General features: G+C 32.9%; 14 protein-coding genes. 4 read left to right on the top strand and 10 right to left on the bottom strand.

The genetic code is table 11. From position 1 onward, the window contains the following. Positions 1–284: 284 nt before the first annotated feature. From ACH2BG_RS07415 to ACH2BG_RS07400, 4 genes are all read left to right on the top strand, one after another. Positions 285–1,790: a helicase HerA-like domain-containing protein gene (locus ACH2BG_RS07415; protein ID WP_395047072.1), complete on the top strand. Its 1,506-nt coding sequence runs from the start codon at positions 285–287 to the stop codon at positions 1,788–1,790. A gap of 53 nt (positions 1,791–1,843) precedes the next feature. After that, positions 1,844–2,872, top strand: coding sequence for an alpha/beta hydrolase (locus ACH2BG_RS07410; protein ID WP_395047071.1), 1,029 nt, complete (start codon positions 1,844–1,846; stop codon positions 2,870–2,872). A 120-nt stretch (positions 2,873–2,992) separates the two neighbouring features. Further along, positions 2,993–3,430: a YybH family protein gene (locus tag ACH2BG_RS07405; RefSeq protein WP_395047070.1), complete on the top strand. Its 438-nt coding sequence runs from the start codon at positions 2,993–2,995 to the stop codon at positions 3,428–3,430. A 12-nt stretch (positions 3,431–3,442) separates the two neighbouring features. Further along, positions 3,443–3,805 carry a cupin domain-containing protein gene (locus ACH2BG_RS07400; protein ID WP_395047069.1) on the top strand — a complete coding sequence of 121 codons (363 nt, stop codon included), beginning with the start codon at positions 3,443–3,445 and terminating at the stop codon, positions 3,803–3,805. 16 nt (positions 3,806–3,821) lie between these two features. Here the strand turns inward: ACH2BG_RS07400 and ACH2BG_RS07395 are convergent, their stop codons facing one another. From ACH2BG_RS07395 to ACH2BG_RS07350, 10 genes are all read right to left on the bottom strand, one after another. Then, complete coding sequence (locus tag ACH2BG_RS07395; RefSeq protein ID WP_395047068.1) at positions 3,822–5,168, bottom strand: FAD-dependent oxidoreductase; 1,347 nt, start codon at positions 5,166–5,168, stop codon at positions 3,822–3,824. A gap of 107 nt (positions 5,169–5,275) precedes the next feature. Next, the gene (locus ACH2BG_RS07390) at positions 5,276–7,660 is read right to left on the bottom strand and encodes a penicillin acylase family protein (protein ID WP_395047067.1); all 2,385 of its coding nucleotides are present in this window, start codon (positions 7,658–7,660) and stop codon (positions 5,276–5,278) included. Positions 7,661–7,770: 110 nt separating this feature from the next. Further along, the gene (locus ACH2BG_RS07385) at positions 7,771–8,172 is read right to left on the bottom strand and encodes a glycine zipper family protein (protein ID WP_395047066.1); all 402 of its coding nucleotides are present in this window, start codon (positions 8,170–8,172) and stop codon (positions 7,771–7,773) included. 65 nt (positions 8,173–8,237) lie between these two features. Next, on the bottom strand, positions 8,238–9,320 hold the full coding sequence (locus ACH2BG_RS07380) for an agmatinase family protein (protein ID WP_395047065.1): 1,083 nt from the start codon (positions 9,318–9,320) through the stop codon (positions 8,238–8,240). Positions 9,321–9,360: 40 nt separating this feature from the next. Continuing rightward, positions 9,361–10,638, bottom strand: a complete 1,278-nt coding sequence (kynU, locus tag ACH2BG_RS07375; RefSeq protein WP_395047064.1) for a kynureninase — start codon at positions 10,636–10,638, stop codon at positions 9,361–9,363. A gap of 292 nt (positions 10,639–10,930) precedes the next feature. Continuing rightward, positions 10,931–11,980 carry a tRNA preQ1(34) S-adenosylmethionine ribosyltransferase-isomerase QueA gene (gene queA / locus ACH2BG_RS07370; RefSeq protein WP_395047063.1) on the bottom strand — a complete coding sequence of 350 codons (1,050 nt, stop codon included), beginning with the start codon at positions 11,978–11,980 and terminating at the stop codon, positions 10,931–10,933. A 152-nt stretch (positions 11,981–12,132) separates the two neighbouring features. Next, positions 12,133–13,359 (bottom strand): 3-phosphoshikimate 1-carboxyvinyltransferase, encoded by a 1,227-nt coding sequence (locus ACH2BG_RS07365; RefSeq protein ID WP_395047062.1) that lies wholly within the window; start codon positions 13,357–13,359, stop codon positions 12,133–12,135. Positions 13,360–13,361: 2 nt separating this feature from the next. Next, entirely contained in the window at positions 13,362–13,688 is a 327-nt protein-coding gene (locus ACH2BG_RS07360; protein ID WP_395047061.1) for a nucleotide pyrophosphohydrolase, read from the bottom strand. Between the two features lies 1 nt (position 13,689). After that, positions 13,690–15,702 carry a DUF3857 domain-containing protein gene (locus tag ACH2BG_RS07355; protein WP_395047060.1) on the bottom strand — a complete coding sequence of 671 codons (2,013 nt, stop codon included), beginning with the start codon at positions 15,700–15,702 and terminating at the stop codon, positions 13,690–13,692. A 3-nt stretch (positions 15,703–15,705) separates the two neighbouring features. Then, positions 15,706–17,011, bottom strand: a 1,306-nt coding sequence (locus tag ACH2BG_RS07350; RefSeq protein WP_395047059.1) for a DUF3857 domain-containing protein, incomplete at its 5' end; no start/stop codon positions are given.

The raw sequence follows: 17,011 nt of genomic DNA, 5'->3' as shown, positions 1-17,011 counted from the left end.
TTTCTAAACATTAATAACAATAATAATATATTGAGAATATTCAAAAAGATAAATTAAGCTCAAAATACATTCAAAAACGAACTGATTACTAACTATTTAATATAAAAATCGTTTGTTTTATAGGATAATCATAAAATTCGCAAAAAAATAATATGTTTTAGATAAATTACAGAAAAAGCCGATGCTTTTAAATAACGGCAAAAATTAAGCCAGATTTTAAGAAAAGTTTAAGTGGTTTTATTAAATCAAAAATTAATAACTTGCAGATCTTATAAAGATATATAATGAGCACGGTAGAAAAATTTAAAACCCAAATAACCGAAGGTTACACTTGTAAAGGCGAAAGTATTATTCTTGGCGGTGCCATGTTAGACGGCGAAGCTTTAGATTTGCATGTCACAATCCCATTAAAAACCTTAAACCGTCACGGATTAATAGCTGGTGCTACAGGAACTGGAAAGACAAAAACGATTCAGGTTTTATCTGAACAGTTATCTCAAAAAGGAATTCCAGTGTTAATGATGGACATAAAAGGTGATTTTTCGGGTGTGGCAAAAGCAGGCGAGGAAAAACCATTTATTACTGAAAGACATACTAAAATAAATATTCCTTTCTCACCAAAAGCATTTTCGGTCGAGCTATTATCTCTTTCAGAACAAGATGGCGTTCGTTTGCGTGCTACTGTTTCGGAATTTGGTCCTGTTTTGTTTTCTAGAATTTTAGATTTAAATGACACGCAAGCTGGAGTAATATCAGTAATTTTTAAATATTGTGATGACAAAAAAATGCCTCTTTTAGACCTGAAAGACATCAAAAAAGTCATGAATTATATTACCGAAGAAGGAAAAGACGAAATCTCCGAAGAATATGGCAAAATTTCGACTTCGACAACGGGAACTATTTTAAGAAAAATTATCGGACTCGAACAACAAGGCGCTACTACTTTTTTTGGTGAAAAATCTTTCGAAATAGATGATTTGATGCGCATTGACGAAAATGGTCAAGGTTATATAAATATTGTTCGGTTGACTGATATTCAAGACAAACCCAAATTATTTTCGACATTTATGTTGAATCTTCTGGCAGAAATATACCAACAAATGCCAGAAAAAGGCGATGTAGACCAGCCGGAATTGGTTATTTTTATTGATGAAGCGCATCTTATATTTAACGAAGCCAGTAAAACTTTGCTCGACCAGATAGAAACCATCATCAAATTAATTCGTTCTAAAGGTGTTGGTGTTTATTTTATAACCCAAAACCCTATGGATATTCCCAAAGGTGTTTTGGCACAATTGGGATTAAAAATTCAACATGCTTTAAGGGCTTTTACTGCCAATGACAGACAAGCAATAAACCAAACTGCCGATAATTATCCGACTTCCGAATTTTATAAAACCGAAGAATTATTAACTTCGTTAGGAATTGGAGAAGCATTAGTAACCGCTTTAAACGAAAAAGGAATTCCTACACCGTTAGCCGCAACTATGATGCGTGCGCCAGAAAGTAGAATGGATATTTTGACCGAAAATGAAATTTCTACAATAAATTCGAAGTCGAAATTAGTAGCAAAATATGCCGAAGTGATTGATCGTGAAAGTGCTTACGAGATGCTGACTAAAAAAATTGAAGATATCTCGGAAGAAGTTGCCGAAAAAGAAGAAGAAAAACGAGAAAGCAAAGAGCCTGGAATGGGAGAAATTGTTGGGAAATCAGTTTTGAAAGTTGTCACGAGTGCTAGTTTTATTCGTGGTGCGTTTAGTGTTTTGATGAAAGTTTTGAGAAAATAGAAGAAAGAGCCAAGAAGCAAAATGTTAGCAGCAAATAAAGAAAAAACATTACGATGAAAAAAAACATACTGAAATTTACAAAATGGGCAATTCTAATTTGCCTAGCAATATTCATAGTTAGAGGATGTATTCCAACAAAGTTAGATGTAACGTCTATTACACCTCGTACAACTACTCAATATTGGAATTTACCTACAGGTTCAAAAATTGCATATACGCACATTGCAAGCAAAGGGGTAAAAAAACCATATCCAATTATTTATTTGCACGGTGGTCCTGGAGGATATGTATATACTAAAAATATTGAAACATTAGGAAAACTTTCAGCATTGGGGTATGATGTATATTTATATGACCAAGTAGGTTGTGGACTTTCGGAAAGACTAGAAAAAGTTAAAGAATACACTGCAGTACGACATATAAAAGATCTTGAAGAAATCATTAAATTATTAGGTGTCGAAAAAGTAATTCTTGTTGGACAATCTTGGGGTGGAGCATTGGCCGTGTTATATTCCGCTGACAATTTAGACAAAGTAGATAGAATTGTTTTTACTTGTCCAGGTGCGATTAAACCCGCAAATGACGCGTTAGAAAAAATTAAAGCACCCGACAGCTTGAATTTAAAAGAACCATACAATCCAAATGCAGAAGTACTTCCAATCGTGCTTAATGCAAGGTACGTTTCAATAGGAATTTGGGCAAGATTTTTTGGAAAAAAACTGGCTACTGATAAAGAAGCTGATGGTTTTCTGACAAGTATGGCTAATGTGTTTACCAAAGGTCTTGTTTGCGACCCAGCTAATGTATTGAAAGAAGAAGGAGGTGCTGGTAGTTATTGCAATTTAAATACAAGCGTAAGTTATGGTAGTTTAAAAGACCCCAGAATAAAACTAAAAAACAACAAAATTCCTGTTTTGGTAATGAAAGGACAATGCGATAATATTGATTGGGGTTACACAGAAGAGTATCTTGACATGTTTAGTAATAGTAAGTTCAAATTAATTCCAAATGCAGGGCATCAGATTTTTGCAGAGCAACCTGAATTATATACAAAAACAATTAAAGACTTTTTAACTCAATAACATCTGTTACTAACAGCCGTTTTGAGCTAGTGTGTGATTTAGTGAATGACCATTTCGCATCATATTTCCTGCAAAGCAGCGGAACGTTAAATTATTGTTTTATTTTTAAAAAGTAATACTATGAAACATTTATTTGCATGTATCGGAGTTATTTTACTGTTAAGTTGTGAAAACAAAAAGGAAAACATTCTCATTTTAAAAGATCAAGTTTTAAAAACAGAAGAAGATTTTAAAAATCTAGCTCAAACCAAAGGAATTCAGGAGGCTTTTTACACTTTCGCGGCGGATGATGCTATTATCAAAATGGATAATGATTCGTTAATTAAAGGAAAAGAAAGTATCAAACAACATTTTAGCGCTCCTAAATTTGGAAAAGCAAAAGTGACTTGGAAAGCAGATTTTGTAGAAGTTTCAAACGATGGAACTTTAGCATATACTTACGGGAAATACATCTGGACAGCTACAGATTCTCTAGGAAATAAAAAAGATTTCAAAGGTGTTTTTCATACTGTTTGGAAAAAACAAGAAGATGGTTCGTGGAAATACGTTTGGGATTAATAATTTTAAGTTATGAAAAAATATACAATTCAAAAATCCCCTTTTGTAGTCCCTACAACTGACGGAAAACTCATTGAAGAACATCATGGAAAAGCCACAACTGGTAATTCTGAAATTTCAATCGCACACATGATTGCGCCATCTGGCTGGAGTGAACCTTTTCAAACACCCGAATTTGATGAGTATACTTATATAATTTCTGGCAAAAAGCAATTTATTATTGAAGATGAAATTGTAATTCTAGAAGCCAGACAATCTATAAAAATAGAAAAAAATACACGAGTTCAATATTCGAATCCTTTTGATGAAATTTGCGAATATATTGCAATTTGCACTCCTGCTTTCGATTTCACGAAAGTACATCGGGAAGATTAGATTTTTAAATAATAGCTTAATGCTTTTTGGCTAACTTTTTTAAAATCACATTCTCCACTTCTTTTGTTTGCCAATTTGTTTCAATATTTTCTATTTTCAAAACTTCTTGCATAATAATTTCTTGAAAATCTCCAATGGCAAGTGCTTCCGAATACGGACGAGTAGAAAAAGTTACTCTGTCGTATAAAGGAATCCATTTTTCTGGGTGTTTTGAGGCAAACCATTTTTCAATTTTCTTTTGAAGCAAGAATTTTTCGTCGGCAGTTTTTGTTCCCATTTCCATAAAATTACGATACGAAAGTTCCGCAATAGCATCGGCATTGGGTTTTCGGGATTTTTCGTATTCTGAAAAAATAGTTTTCCAATCGTTTCCGTATTGCTGCATCATTTCGTTCAAAATCGTAATGTCTTCAAAACCTGCATTCATTCCTTGTCCGTAAAACGGAACAATGGCATGAGCAGCATCGCCAATCAAGGCTACTTTATCGCTATAAGTCCAAGGAAAACATTTCATAGTAACCAATGTACTGGTTGGATTTTTGAAAAAATCTTCGGCTAAATCTGGGATTACATCAATTGTATCTGGTAAATTTTCCGCAAAAAAAGCTTCAACTTTTGGTCTATTATCTAATGATGCGAAGGAGTTTTCGCCTTCAAAAGGCATAAAAAGTGTACAAGTAAAACTTCCGTCGAGATTAGGCAATGCGATGAGCATATATTTGCCTCGCGGCCAAATATGTAAGGAATGTTTGTCGAGTTTATAACTTCCATCAGCATTCGCTGGAATATGCAATTCTTTGTAACCTGTATTTAAGAAATCTTGCGAATAGTTAAACATGCTTTGACGTTGCATACGATGACGGATTCTAGAAAAAGCCCCATCGGCACCAAAAACCATATCATATTTTACGTCAGTCCATTCACCACGTTCGGTATCGCCCATTTGCAGTGTGGCATCGGTAAGGTTTACGTCCCAAATTTTTTGTTCGAAAAAGAATTCGGCGCCAGCTTCTTCGGCTAAATCAATCATTTTACGATTTAAAACACCTCTAGAAATAGAATAAATACATTCTCCTTGCAAGCCGTAATGTTGAAAATTTAATTGATTACCAACGTGAATTGCTCGTTTTTCCATGGCAATGGCAATATGGCGTACTTTGTCACCAACACCAGCACCATCGAGTGCTTTCCAACCACGATTAGACATCGCCAAGTTGATAGAACGTCCAGAAAACTGAATGGTTCTAATATCCGGACTTCGATCATAAACATGAACCGTGTGGCCTTCTTTTTTAAGATATATTGCTAGTAATGAACCCACTAAACCAGATCCTACAATTGCAATTTTTTGAGATTTTTGCATTAAATAATTACGAATTACGAATTAAAAATTACGAGCGATAGCGAACGGGCGAAGCAATCAAAGCTGTAATATTAATCATAGTTTTAAGTCTGCAAAGATGCGGCTATTTATTTAGCTTTGAAAACCAATTTAGTAGAAGTTTTTATGATTTCTTCTTTATTGAGTTTCATTTTTCTGAATTTTCCTTGCAAATACATTTCGGCTTGATCGTTATAATGAGTGCTCATCGGGTTTCCAGATTGCCCTGTCGGCAAGATACTCCAGCTATTTTCTACATCAGAAAAATCGATAATTCGTCGGGTTGATGGACCAGCTTTTACAATATGTTCTATTTCGTCCGAGTAATCGAACATCGTGTTATTTATAACTTCATTTGTTCCCGAAATTTCAAATTTTCCAACATTAAAAAAAGGTTTAAATAAAGCCACACTTCCTAGTGGATGTTTGTATTCTACTTTGTGTACTTTGTTCCAAGTCCAAGAATTCACATCGGTTCCTAGTTGGTTCTTTAAACTTGAAATGGCTTGTTTGAATGACAAATTTAATATCTCGCTTCGGGTTTCTTTTTTATTTTTTGTATCAATATTATCCCACCAAGGCGAATTTATATTTTTGGTTTGAAAAGCTATACTTTGTTTCATAATATGGGTTTTCAGAAATTGTTTGAATGAAATTTCGCCCATTTCGTCTTGATATGTGTTTTTTAAATAAAAATAAATCAATTTGGTGTAAATAGTTGGCGCAACATCGATCAAATTGTTTGTTCCTTTCCAGTTTTTTAATAGATTAATTGCTGTTTTTTCTTGGTTTGAAAGAGTTTTATTATCGATTATTGATAACATTCCATTTACAATTTCTACCGAAACTGGTGACGTATTATCGGTAAGCATTTTACTTACATCGTCTTTACTCCAATCACTTTTATTGTCTAATAAATTTGTTATTCGTCTGGCTCTATCTTCTGGCAAATAATAACCTGGATAATTGTAACCATCAATCGCTTCGGGCATATTATTTGAAGAATACACATAATTCCATCTTGGATTTATTGCCGATGGGTTTTTAGAATAATCTATGAATTCTTTTTTATCATCGATAGCATTGGTGCCATTCAAAATAAGATTTGCATTGACACCTTTTTCTAATTTGTATAATTTTCCAGAAGTAAACCAAGCAATATTATTTTTAGCATCGCCATACATAATATTAAGTCCTGGTGCCACAATGTAGGAAACGCCTTTTTGAAATTCAGCTATATTTTTGGCTCGACTTAAGCTATAAACTGCATCGAGGATTTGGTTGGGTTGTTGCGTGTAAATCCAAGAGAAAGCAACAGGTTTTTGGGTTTTAAAATCTGCAATTAAGCTATTTATTATTGGTCCGTGTTGTGTTTGTTTTACTTTTAAAATTACTGATGTAGAGTCTTTTACTTTAATAGTCTTGGTTCTAATTTTATAATTTTCAAAACCTGTAGCTGTTTTGTATTGATTTTCGTTTTTTGGATTGTTTTCTTCTTGAAACAAATCGGCATCATCGTTTTCGAACATCGTTAATCCGTATGCATAATCGCGATTGTGACCTAATAACGGAAACGGTGTACCTGCCAAATAATAACCGTACATTTCATATTCTGGACAAGAAATATGCGCTTCGTACCACGTTCCTGGCTGCGAATATTCGATGTGCGGATCGTTGCAAAACAATACTTTTCCGGTTTTTGTTTTCTTTGGCGAAAGCACCCAACTATTACTTCCAATAAATGGCGGAACTGGAGAATTTTCTAACAAAGCTGTTATCGATTTCGAGATTTCGACGTATTGTTGTGTTTGTTGTTTTGAAATTTTTAATCTTGTTGGATTTAGTGAATAATCGATTCCTAAATCTTTCAAATATTCTTCACCATATTGATTTTTAATATCCGTAATTAAAGGGTCTGTTTTTTGAGCCATCGCAAAACTAAATGACATATATCCAAAAGTATTATAGACGTCTTTTAAAGTAAATTTTTCTTTTTTAATCCCTAAAATTGTAAACTCGATTGGTGTTTTTCCGTTTTTGAGATATTGGTTTACTCCGTCCAAATAGGCCATTGCCATTTGGTATGGTTTCCCGTTTTTATCTAATGTAGCAATTGCTTTTTCTGCATTTTCTTCGATCCCTAATCCAATAAAGAATTTGTCGTTTTTAAGTGCTCTAGTTCCAAATATTTCAGACAATTTTCCTGGTGCAATACGACGAATGAGTTCCATTTGCCATAATCTGTCTTGTGCATGAACATAACCCAATGCTGTCATCGCATCTTTCTGATTAGCGGCATAAATATGTGGCACACCATAATCATCAAAATACACAGTTGTTTCTTTTGATATGTTTTTTATAGAAATTTCGCCCTCGTAGTTAGGTTTTGTATATAACAAATAACCTGTAATCATTAATCCTAAAAGGATTACAAGAGAAGCTACAACTAAAAATAATTTTTTAAGTTTTTTCATTTTGGATAAATCAATATCCAAATCTAATTAATTATTTACAGTTTTAAATAAAAAAGATGTGTTTAAATTTGAAATAAATTTAAACACATCTTATCTTAAAAAATAATTTATTAATTTTTATTACTATCATCAATTATAGCTCCAGTTCCCGCTCCTACTCCTGCGCCTGCTAATCCCCCTATGATTGCTCCTTCTCCTTTTTTCTTGCTAATAATTGCTCCAGTAACTGCTCCCACACCAGCTCCTATTACCGCTCCTTTTGCAGCACCACTCCATTTTTTCTTTTTCGCTGTTTTGGTATTTGTTTCAGTAGTGTGATTTACTACAATTACTTCTTTTTGCTTTTCAATTTGAGACATTTCTACCTTCATTGAATCGATAACCTTTTGCTTTTCTATTACAACTTTCATCGAATCAATACTCGCTTGCTTTTCTTTTTGAATATCTAGTTTAGCTTGATTTTGACAAGAAAAAAAAAACAGAGATACTACAATCAAACTTATCGTTTTCATAACTAAAATATTTAAAATTAATATATTACAAAGTAACGTCAAAAACCTATAAGGATTATAATAATTTAATTTTTATTAAATATTATTTTATTCCCCACTTCCATTCCGTTGTTTTTAGCTAACATTCCACACATATGATACAACATTCTTGCTCCTACATTTCCGTCCCAATCATCATTTTCTCCTGGTGCTACTTCTACTAAATCGAAACCTATAATTTCTTTGTCTGAATTTGCTAATTTGCTTAACAAATAGGTCGCTTGTTCAAAAGAAAATCCTCCTGGAACCGGCGTCCCTGTGTTAGGACAATACCAGGAATACATACCATCAATATCGAAAGAAACGGTTACTTTTTGTGGTAAAGCAGTAATGATATCGTCGCATTGTTGTTGCCATGTTTTACCTTCAAAAGTTTCAGCTTTCATATCCATATCGGTATGCACAACGACTTTATTTGATTGTGCAACTTGAACTTCTTGTTCGCAGAAATCACGAATTCCTACTTGTACAATTTTTGAAATTTGAGGAATTTGCAAAGCATTATACATGATTGATGCGTGTGAATAGGTAAACCCTTCATAAGCAATTCGCAAATCCATGTGGGCATCAAGATGCAAAATCCCGAAATCGTCGTGAACAGTTGCCAATGCTTGATAATATCCTAATGGAGTAGAATGATCACCTCCTAATAAAACTACTTTTTTATCTTTTTCCATCCAATACAAAACGCGCTCTTTTACTTCGACATGTAATTCGGCGCAAATTGTATTTATTTTATCTAAATCGGATTGCAATGCAGGAAAATTTTCGATTACTTCCCCGTTTTCCAATGCTTCGATAATAGGTTGTGCAAAGCTTTTATATTTATCTGAATTTTTTTTCCAATGTGCTGGCGCTTCATCATAATACATTCCTAGTTTCCATAATTCTGGAAATTCTTGGTGTTTCAAATCGACTTGAAAAGAAGCTTCTAAAATGGCTTCTGGTCCTTCCGATGCACCTGCTCCGTAACTTACCGTTACTTCCCATGGCACTGGAATGATAATAATTTCACTTTCTTCGGATGTAAATGGTAATCCAAAAATAGTAGCATCAGCTAATCCTGGTTGGGATGGATCAAAAGACTGTATTTTTTGTTGTTTGTTCATTTTTTTGAGATTCTAAGTTGCAAAGGCTCTAAAGAGCTTATTAGTTTTCTAATATTCCTATTTTTAATATTTGACCGAAATTATACATATCTTCATAAGAGCAGTATAAAGGGACTGGTGCTAAGCGAATTACGTTGGGTTCGCGCCAGTCTGTTATGACTCCATTTTTCATAAGATAATCAAACAAAGGCCGACCTTCTCCATGTAAAAAAACAGAAAGTTGGCAGGCTCTTTCTTCTTGGTTACTTGGTGTTAAAATTTCGAAATGTCCTTTCACTTCTTTGTCTATTTCATGAAGAATAAACTCGAGATAAGCTGTAATTTGATTTCTTTTTGTGATTAATTTATCCATTCCAACGGCGGCAAACATTTCGACTGATGCTAAATAGGGAGCTAATGATAAAATAGGCAAATTGCTTATTTGCCAACCATCGGCGCCATTAACTGGGTCAAAATTTGGTTCCATTTTAAAACGCCTCTCTTTGTTGTGTCCCCACCATCCAGCAAATCTTGGCAAGTCTGAATCATTGTGATGTTTTTCATGAACAAAACATCCAGATGCATTTCCTGGTCCTGAATTCATATATTTATAAGAACACCAAGCAGCAAAATCGACATTCCAATCATGTAATTCTAATTTGATATTTCCTGCAGCATGAGCCAAATCGAAACCAACTTTTGCACCTTGTTTGTGTCCTGCTTCGGTGATGGTTTTCATATCGAAAACTTGTCCTGTATAATAATTTACACCCCCAAACAACACCAACGCCAACTCATCACCTACTTCTTCAATTTTTGCTAAAATATCTTCTAGTCTAATATTGTGTTCACCTTCTCTTCTCTTAATCTCAACAATTGCATCTTCTGGCTTATAACCATGAAAATTAACTTGACTCTGGAACATGTATTGGTCTGACGGAAAGGCTTTTTCTTCGCAAATAATCTTATATCGTGTTTTTGTAGGTCGATAAAATGAAACCATAAACAAATGAAGATTTACCGTAAGTGTGTTCATTACCGAGACTTCGCTTGGTTTTGCTCCTACAATTTTACTTAACGGATTTGCAAATCGTTCGTGGTAATCCCACCAAGGTTTGTCTGCATAAAAATGTCCCTCGACAGCTAGATTTGCCCAATCGTTCATTACTTCATTAACATACGTTTTGGCTGATTTTGGTTGCAACCCTAATGAGTTTCCTGTAAAATAAATTACATTTTTGTTTTTGTGTTGCGGAAATATAAATTCGTCCCTATATTTTTTTAACTCATCTTGCGAGTCGAGTTGTTGTGCAAATTGTAATGTATTTTGAAAAGTCATGATTTGGTTTTTGATTTTGTAAAAATAAGGAAAATTATTTCACGAAAATGCACAAAGTAAACACATAGATTTACGAAATTTTTTTGAACCATATAAGGTATTTAAGTTAGAATATTCTAAATCGAAAACATTGAATTTTGAAATACTGCCCGCGTGAGGGATAGAAGTGAAAATCCTTTTTTGAGGCACGAACAAAAGATTGTAACGGATAGCCCGACCCTTTTCGGGTCACGCCATAAAAAAACCTTTCATTACTGAAAGGTTTTATATTTAAATCTGAAATAAATTATGTTTAGATAATTAACATCGCATCACCGTAAGAATAGAATTTATACTTTTCTTTGATAGCTTCTGCGTAGGCTTCTTTCATTAAATCATGTCCGCAAAATGCTGATATCATCATCATTAGGGTCGATTTTGGTGTGTGAAAATTGGTTATCATACAAGTTGCTAAACTAAAATCGTGTGGTGGAAAAATAAATTTATTTGTCCAACCATCGTAAGGATTTAGTGTTCTCGCTGAAGAAACCGAGCTTTCTATTGCTCTCATTGAGGTTGTTCCAACTGCACAAATTCTGCTTTTTCTTACTTTGGCAGCGTTTACTATATCGCAAGCTTCTTGTGTGATTTTTAGCTCCTCAGAATCCATTTTGTGTTTAGATAAATCTTCTACTTCTACTGGATTGAAAGTTCCTAATCCTACGTGAAGTGTTACTTCGGCAAACTGAACTCCTTTTATTTCTAGACGTTTCAATAAATGTTTAGAGAAATGCAAACCAGCTGTTGGAGCAGCTACTGCACCTTCTTCTTTCGCATAAATCGTTTGGTAACGCTCTGCATCTTCTGGTGTTACTTCTCGAGAAATATATTTTGGGATTGGCGTTTCGCCTAGTTCTGTTAGTTTTGCGCGAAATTCTTCATAAGAACCATCGTAAAGGAAACGCAATGTTCTCCCACGTGAGGTTGTATTGTCGATAACTTCAGCTACTAATGAATCATCATCTCCAAAATATAATTTATTTCCGATACGAATTTTTCTCGCTGGATCTACTAAAACATCCCAAAGACGTTGTTCTGCATTTAGTTCTCTTAATAAGAAAACCTCGATTCTTGCACCTGTTTTCTCTTTGTTTCCGTATAAACGTGCTGGAAAAACTTTAGTGTTATTTAAAACCAAAACATCTCCTTCGTCGAAATATTCGAGAACATCTTTGAACATTTTATGTTCTATTGTTCCTTTTTTTCTGTCAACAACCATTAGTCGTGATTCGTCACGATTTTCGGCTGGATATTCTGCTAATAATTCGGTTGGTAAATTGAATTGGAAATGAGATAATTTCATAGTAAAATTTTAGAGTTCTAGAATTTAAGTTTTAGAGTTTTGAGTTCTAAAATTAAATCGTGTGCAAATATACGATTGTGAGATAGGCGTTGTCAAGTGTTTTGGTGTTTATTTTTGAAAAGAGGCGCAAAGAAGCAAAGGTTCTTAGGTTTTTATTCTTCTAAAATATTAAAACCTATACTTTGCAAATCGTTCCAAAAACTAGGGTATGATTTTGATACAACCTCAGCGTCTTCAATAATAATTGATGTTTTTAAGGCTAATGGTGCAAATGCCATTGCCATACGGTGGTCTTGGTAGGTTTTTATTTTTATATCAGAATTAATTTTTGAAGTGTTCTCTAAAGTTAAACTATCATTGGTAACAGAAATAGTTGCGCCCAATTTTGTTAATTCAACTTGTAAAGCTTCTAATCTATCAGTTTCTTTTATTTTTAAAGTATGCAAACCTGTAAGATGACAACCAATTCCTAATCCGAAGCAAGTTACAGCAATGGTTTGAGCAATATCGGGAGAATTGTTCAGATTGAAGATTAACGATTTTTGATTAACGATTTTTGATTTTTTAAGAACAATAGAGTTATTTTCAAAAGTTGTTTCGACGTCGAAGTTTTTGTAAATATCGACTAATGCCGAATCTCCTTGTAAACTATTTTGCTTATAACTTGACAATGTGATTTGTGTTCCAATATCTGATAAGGCTATGATGGAATAAAAATAGGAAGCGGAAGACCAATCGGATTCGATTGTTGATTCTTGATTAACGATGTTTGATTTTTGATTTACTTTGATGATGTTATTTTCAAAAGAAGTTTCAATTCCTATTTCATTTAGCAAAACCAAGGTCATTTTGATGTAAGGAATTGAGGTGATTTCGCCAACTAATGTCAGTTCTAATCCGTTTTCAAGTTTTGACGCGATGAGTAATAATGCCGAAATGTATTGACTACTTACATTTGCTGGAAGCGACACTTTATTTTGAGTAATTTTTTTACCTATGATTTTTATTGGCGGGAAACCTTCATTTTCTTCGTATGAAATTTCTGCTCCGAGTTGCTGCAATGCTTCTACTAAAATTTTTATTGGTCTTTCTTTCATTCTAGATGAGCCAGTTAGAATTACTTCTTTAGCTTCTTTTTGGGCAAAATAAGCTGTAAGAAATCGCATGGCGGTTCCTGCGTGATGAATGTCGATTACAGTTTTATTTGAAATTAAAGCTTTAATCATTACTTCAGAATCGTCTGAATTAGAAACATTTTCTAAAACTAAGTTTGGATACAATGCTTGCAACAATAACAATCGATTGGTTTCCGATTTGGAACCAGAAATTTTGATTGACGATTGTTGATTAACGATTGTTGATTGCAGGAGTAAATTCACAATTATTTCAGTTTTTCGTTGTTATGATGACGGTCGTGATCGCGATTTGTTTTTAGGTCTAATTTTTTATCGAAAGCGGCTTGCAAATCGATTCCTGTTTGGTTTGCTAGACATAAAACCACGAAAACCACATCAGCAAGCTCTTCGCCTAAATCTTTGTTTTTATCGGATTCTTTTTCGGATTGTTCGCCATAACGACGTGCAATAATACGTGCCACTTCACCCACTTCTTCCGTAAGTTGCGCCATATTTGTTAGCTCGTTAAAATAACGAACTCCGTGGTTTTTTATCCAATTGTCTACTTCGAGTTGAGATGATTTTAGGTTCATTTTATATTTTTTTTAGAACTATTTTCTCGGTTTGTTTTTTTACTATGTTACTGTAGAATACTTTTAATTCTTCATAATAATCTGCTGGAAAAATTGGTGTATTTATTTCTGTAGATACTATAACTTGTATTTTATTGGCGGTATTGGAAATGTTTAATCTGAAAATCCCAAGATTATCACTTATTCCTATAGCTGTTTTTTCTGGCATAGATTCTACAGTATATCCTTCGGGTATTGTGATGTTTAAATTTATTCTCTCTTGATTAGGGAAACCATAATCTATTGGATACTCTCTTTTCTCTTGTGTAAAGGGGTTATTTGTTTCTGCTAGAAATAATAAAGGGGAGAAATATAATTTATCGCCAATTTTTTCGATAGAATTACTCCTTTTAAAGCTATAGGTTTCTATTACTGGTTTTGCGAGATCTAATTTATTTTCTATTATGTAATCGCTAACTTCTATATTATTAGATTTTTTCTCTAATTTTTCTAAATAATTTTCTTGCGAAAGACTTGCGTAATTTGCTCTATAACTCAACGCATTGTAATCAAAATATTGTTCTTGAATTTTACCCTCAATTGAAGCATCAATATTTATATTAGCAAATAAATTGATTAAAGATTTTGAATTTTGTTTTGGCATCAAGTCTACATCTTCTGATGTTTTATCTTTTCTAATCATTTTTCCATACCAGTTTAGCGCTTTCGTAGGTAAAACATTTATCGTTGTATACTTATTTGAAGCGTCTAAAAGAATTAAACCTTTATCAGTTTCTACGGCAGCTATTACATAATTAAATCCTGTTATTGATGGAAAAATTGGAATTCCGTTGCTTCTTGTACTTAATAAAACTGGATTTGATTTTATTCCCGCATAGCGTAGCATAGCTACAAGCATTAGGTTAATTTCAGCTGTGTTTCCTTTCTTATCTTTGAAAGCTTTTTTTACACCATCCTCACATTTATATCCGTTATACTCATTCCAATTCATACGAGATTGAACAAAATTAAAAATTTTGGCAGTTTTTTCTTCTTGAACTGTTGTTCCAGAAAGTATCGCATTTAAATCGTCTTCAAAATAATTAGATTTTTCTAATTCTACACCAAAAGAATCCATTTCGTATATTGTTTTAACCACACTTTCCCAGGATCCTGCAATAGATTTAAACATCCTATTTGGGAATTTTACAGACGAAAGTTCGTGTTTTACACTAGTGCTGTAATTTTCTATATTATTTACATAAACTTCGTCTTTTAATGCTGGTATATTCTCTAAAAAATAAGTCGTTTTATTTTCAACAAAATCCAATTTCTCAGCAATTCTTCTATCACTAGCAGCAGTTCTGGAAATAGCTGTTTCTTTATAAAACAAATTTAAACTATTATTAAAGCTTGTTTTAGTAATTATTGGTCTTAAGAAACCTTTTTGGTGTGTATTGTAAGAATAGTATTCCGGAATTACTGTTGTATATTCAGAATAATTTACTGGAATTTCTAATTGAAAATCCCAATCTTTAAATTGTTGATCGTATTTAGATCTCAATTCGTATTTATATTCAATCACGGATCCAACTTTTACATTAGGCATCGTGATTTTTTTTGTAGAATAGTATTTGTTAGTTTTTTCAACAAACTCTCCTTCACTTTGAAGTTTTGTTTTTTCTATTACTCCGTTCACCAAGTTATAAGTTATTGTTTTTGAGAAATTAACAGATTCTTCTGGTGCAGAACCAATATAAAAAGAAACAGCTTTGTTTGCCCAGCTATAGCCTTCTTTTTTGTAAATTTTAATTCGAGCAGAAACTTCGGTAACCATTGTAAAACCATTGCTTTGAGTAAATTCGAAATGTGTTTTCCCAACGTTGTATAAAACCGCAGCGCTTGCGGTTGTATCTTTTGGATGTATTTTTTCTTGAAGTTCGGCAATAGAAACTTTTCCTAACTCGAATTTTTGGGCATACGAAGTGTTAAAAAACAAAATGATAAGAATAATTGAGGATAAAAGTTTTTTCATTTTCTATTTTTTTTTGATGACTATTTTTGAATTATCTGATTGTGCAATTTGTTCTCTAAATTTTCTGTAATTTTCGTATTCAGACTTGTCATAATATCCTTTTTTGAGAAGAAAATTACGTTTGTATTTTATTTTTTGAGAATCTACAATAATATATTCTGTTTTATATTCACCAAATTTAGTATTAAGCTCTACATTGCTTGGCATTGCTTCTAAAACATAACTAGTTGGGATTGTAATTTCTATGTCATCAGAGTCAAAAAAACCTCTATCTATTTCCATAGGATTTAATCTGTTTCGATAACGCTGGGGAATTCTTGAACTTTGGTTAAAGGCATTCGGCGCAAAAAATATTTTTTTATCATTTATCAATCCGTAATCAATTGCTTTAATTATCAGATTTTCAGTAAACTCAATTTTTTCTTTGTTAATATCAAAGCTTACTTTTTCTATTTTAAGATTATTAATATTTAAAAACCTGCTTTTATAATAATCTGAAACTTCTGTTGGTGTTTTTTTGTCTAAAACAAACACATTGTCAAATTGAATTCCTTTGGAAACAACCGAAACTTCTCCTGACATTATCCCTAAATCATTTATAGATAAATTACCCTGGGAAATTTGACTACTTAACTTTTCATTATATTGTTCTGTATGTACAATTTCTCCTTTGTTAGGTTTTATTATTAAAGCATTTCTATCATCGGTAAAATCTCCTTCAAAACCAAACGGAGTAGTTTGGCTTGTGCACTCTAAGAAGCAAAGCTTGTCATTTATTGGCAAAGCTAAAATCGCATGATTCCCTTGCATAGAAACAAAATTAGAATCAATATCTTTTTTGTTTTCTCCAGCATTTATTATGGTATAATAGGAAGGAATTTCTACAACTTTCAATAAAGCTTTTGTATAATTAGATAAGGCTTTGCAATCACCATAACTTAATCTGTCGACATCTTTTGCAGACATTGGTTTCCAGCCACCAATTCCCATTTGGATGCTTACATATCGAACTTTATCTTGAACATATTTGTAAATTATTTTTGCTTTTTTAGTAACATCTGTTTCAGAGCCAACTAGATTTTTGATTTTATTTTGAGTTTCTACAGAAACCTCGTCCAAACCTTGAAGTAGATTAATATTTATCCAAGAACCAAACTCTTCCCAAGTCTTAACGGTTCCCTGTACTCCTTCTAAACTAAATTTCTCTAGACCAAATAATACTTTAGGAACTAAATTTTGAAAATCAGGAGAATATTCTTCTTTTTTATATGCAGGAATATTTTCAGTTAAAAATGATATACTATTTTTA

The sequence above is a fragment of the Flavobacterium sp. genome, assembly GCF_043779715.1.
Taxonomy (GTDB): Bacteria; Bacteroidota; Bacteroidia; order Flavobacteriales; family Flavobacteriaceae; genus Flavobacterium.
Note: the sequence above shows the minus strand (reverse complement) of the source record. Positions and strands in the feature narration are given on the sequence as shown.

Coding starts and splice junctions, on each gene's coding strand:
- ACH2BG_RS07380 (WP_395047065.1), bottom strand. CDS start 9,320: ATGAACAAACAACAAAAAATACAGTCTTTTGATCCATCCCAACCAGGA.
- ACH2BG_RS07415 (WP_395047072.1), top strand. CDS start 285: ATGAGCACGGTAGAAAAATTTAAAACCCAAATAACCGAAGGTTACACT.
- ACH2BG_RS07395 (WP_395047068.1), bottom strand. CDS start 5,168: ATGCAAAAATCTCAAAAAATTGCAATTGTAGGATCTGGTTTAGTGGGT.
- ACH2BG_RS07355 (WP_395047060.1), bottom strand. CDS start 15,702: ATGAAAAAACTTTTATCCTCAATTATTCTTATCATTTTGTTTTTTAAC.
- ACH2BG_RS07410 (WP_395047071.1), top strand. CDS start 1,844: ATGAAAAAAAACATACTGAAATTTACAAAATGGGCAATTCTAATTTGC.
- queA (WP_395047063.1), bottom strand. CDS start 11,980: ATGAAATTATCTCATTTCCAATTCAATTTACCAACCGAATTATTAGCA.
- ACH2BG_RS07360 (WP_395047061.1), bottom strand. CDS start 13,688: ATGAACCTAAAATCATCTCAACTCGAAGTAGACAATTGGATAAAAAAC.
- ACH2BG_RS07390 (WP_395047067.1), bottom strand. CDS start 7,660: ATGAAAAAACTTAAAAAATTATTTTTAGTTGTAGCTTCTCTTGTAATC.
- kynU (WP_395047064.1), bottom strand. CDS start 10,638: ATGACTTTTCAAAATACATTACAATTTGCACAACAACTCGACTCGCAA.
- ACH2BG_RS07385 (WP_395047066.1), bottom strand. CDS start 8,172: ATGAAAACGATAAGTTTGATTGTAGTATCTCTGTTTTTTTTTTCTTGT.
- ACH2BG_RS07400 (WP_395047069.1), top strand. CDS start 3,443: ATGAAAAAATATACAATTCAAAAATCCCCTTTTGTAGTCCCTACAACT.
- ACH2BG_RS07405 (WP_395047070.1), top strand. CDS start 2,993: ATGAAACATTTATTTGCATGTATCGGAGTTATTTTACTGTTAAGTTGT.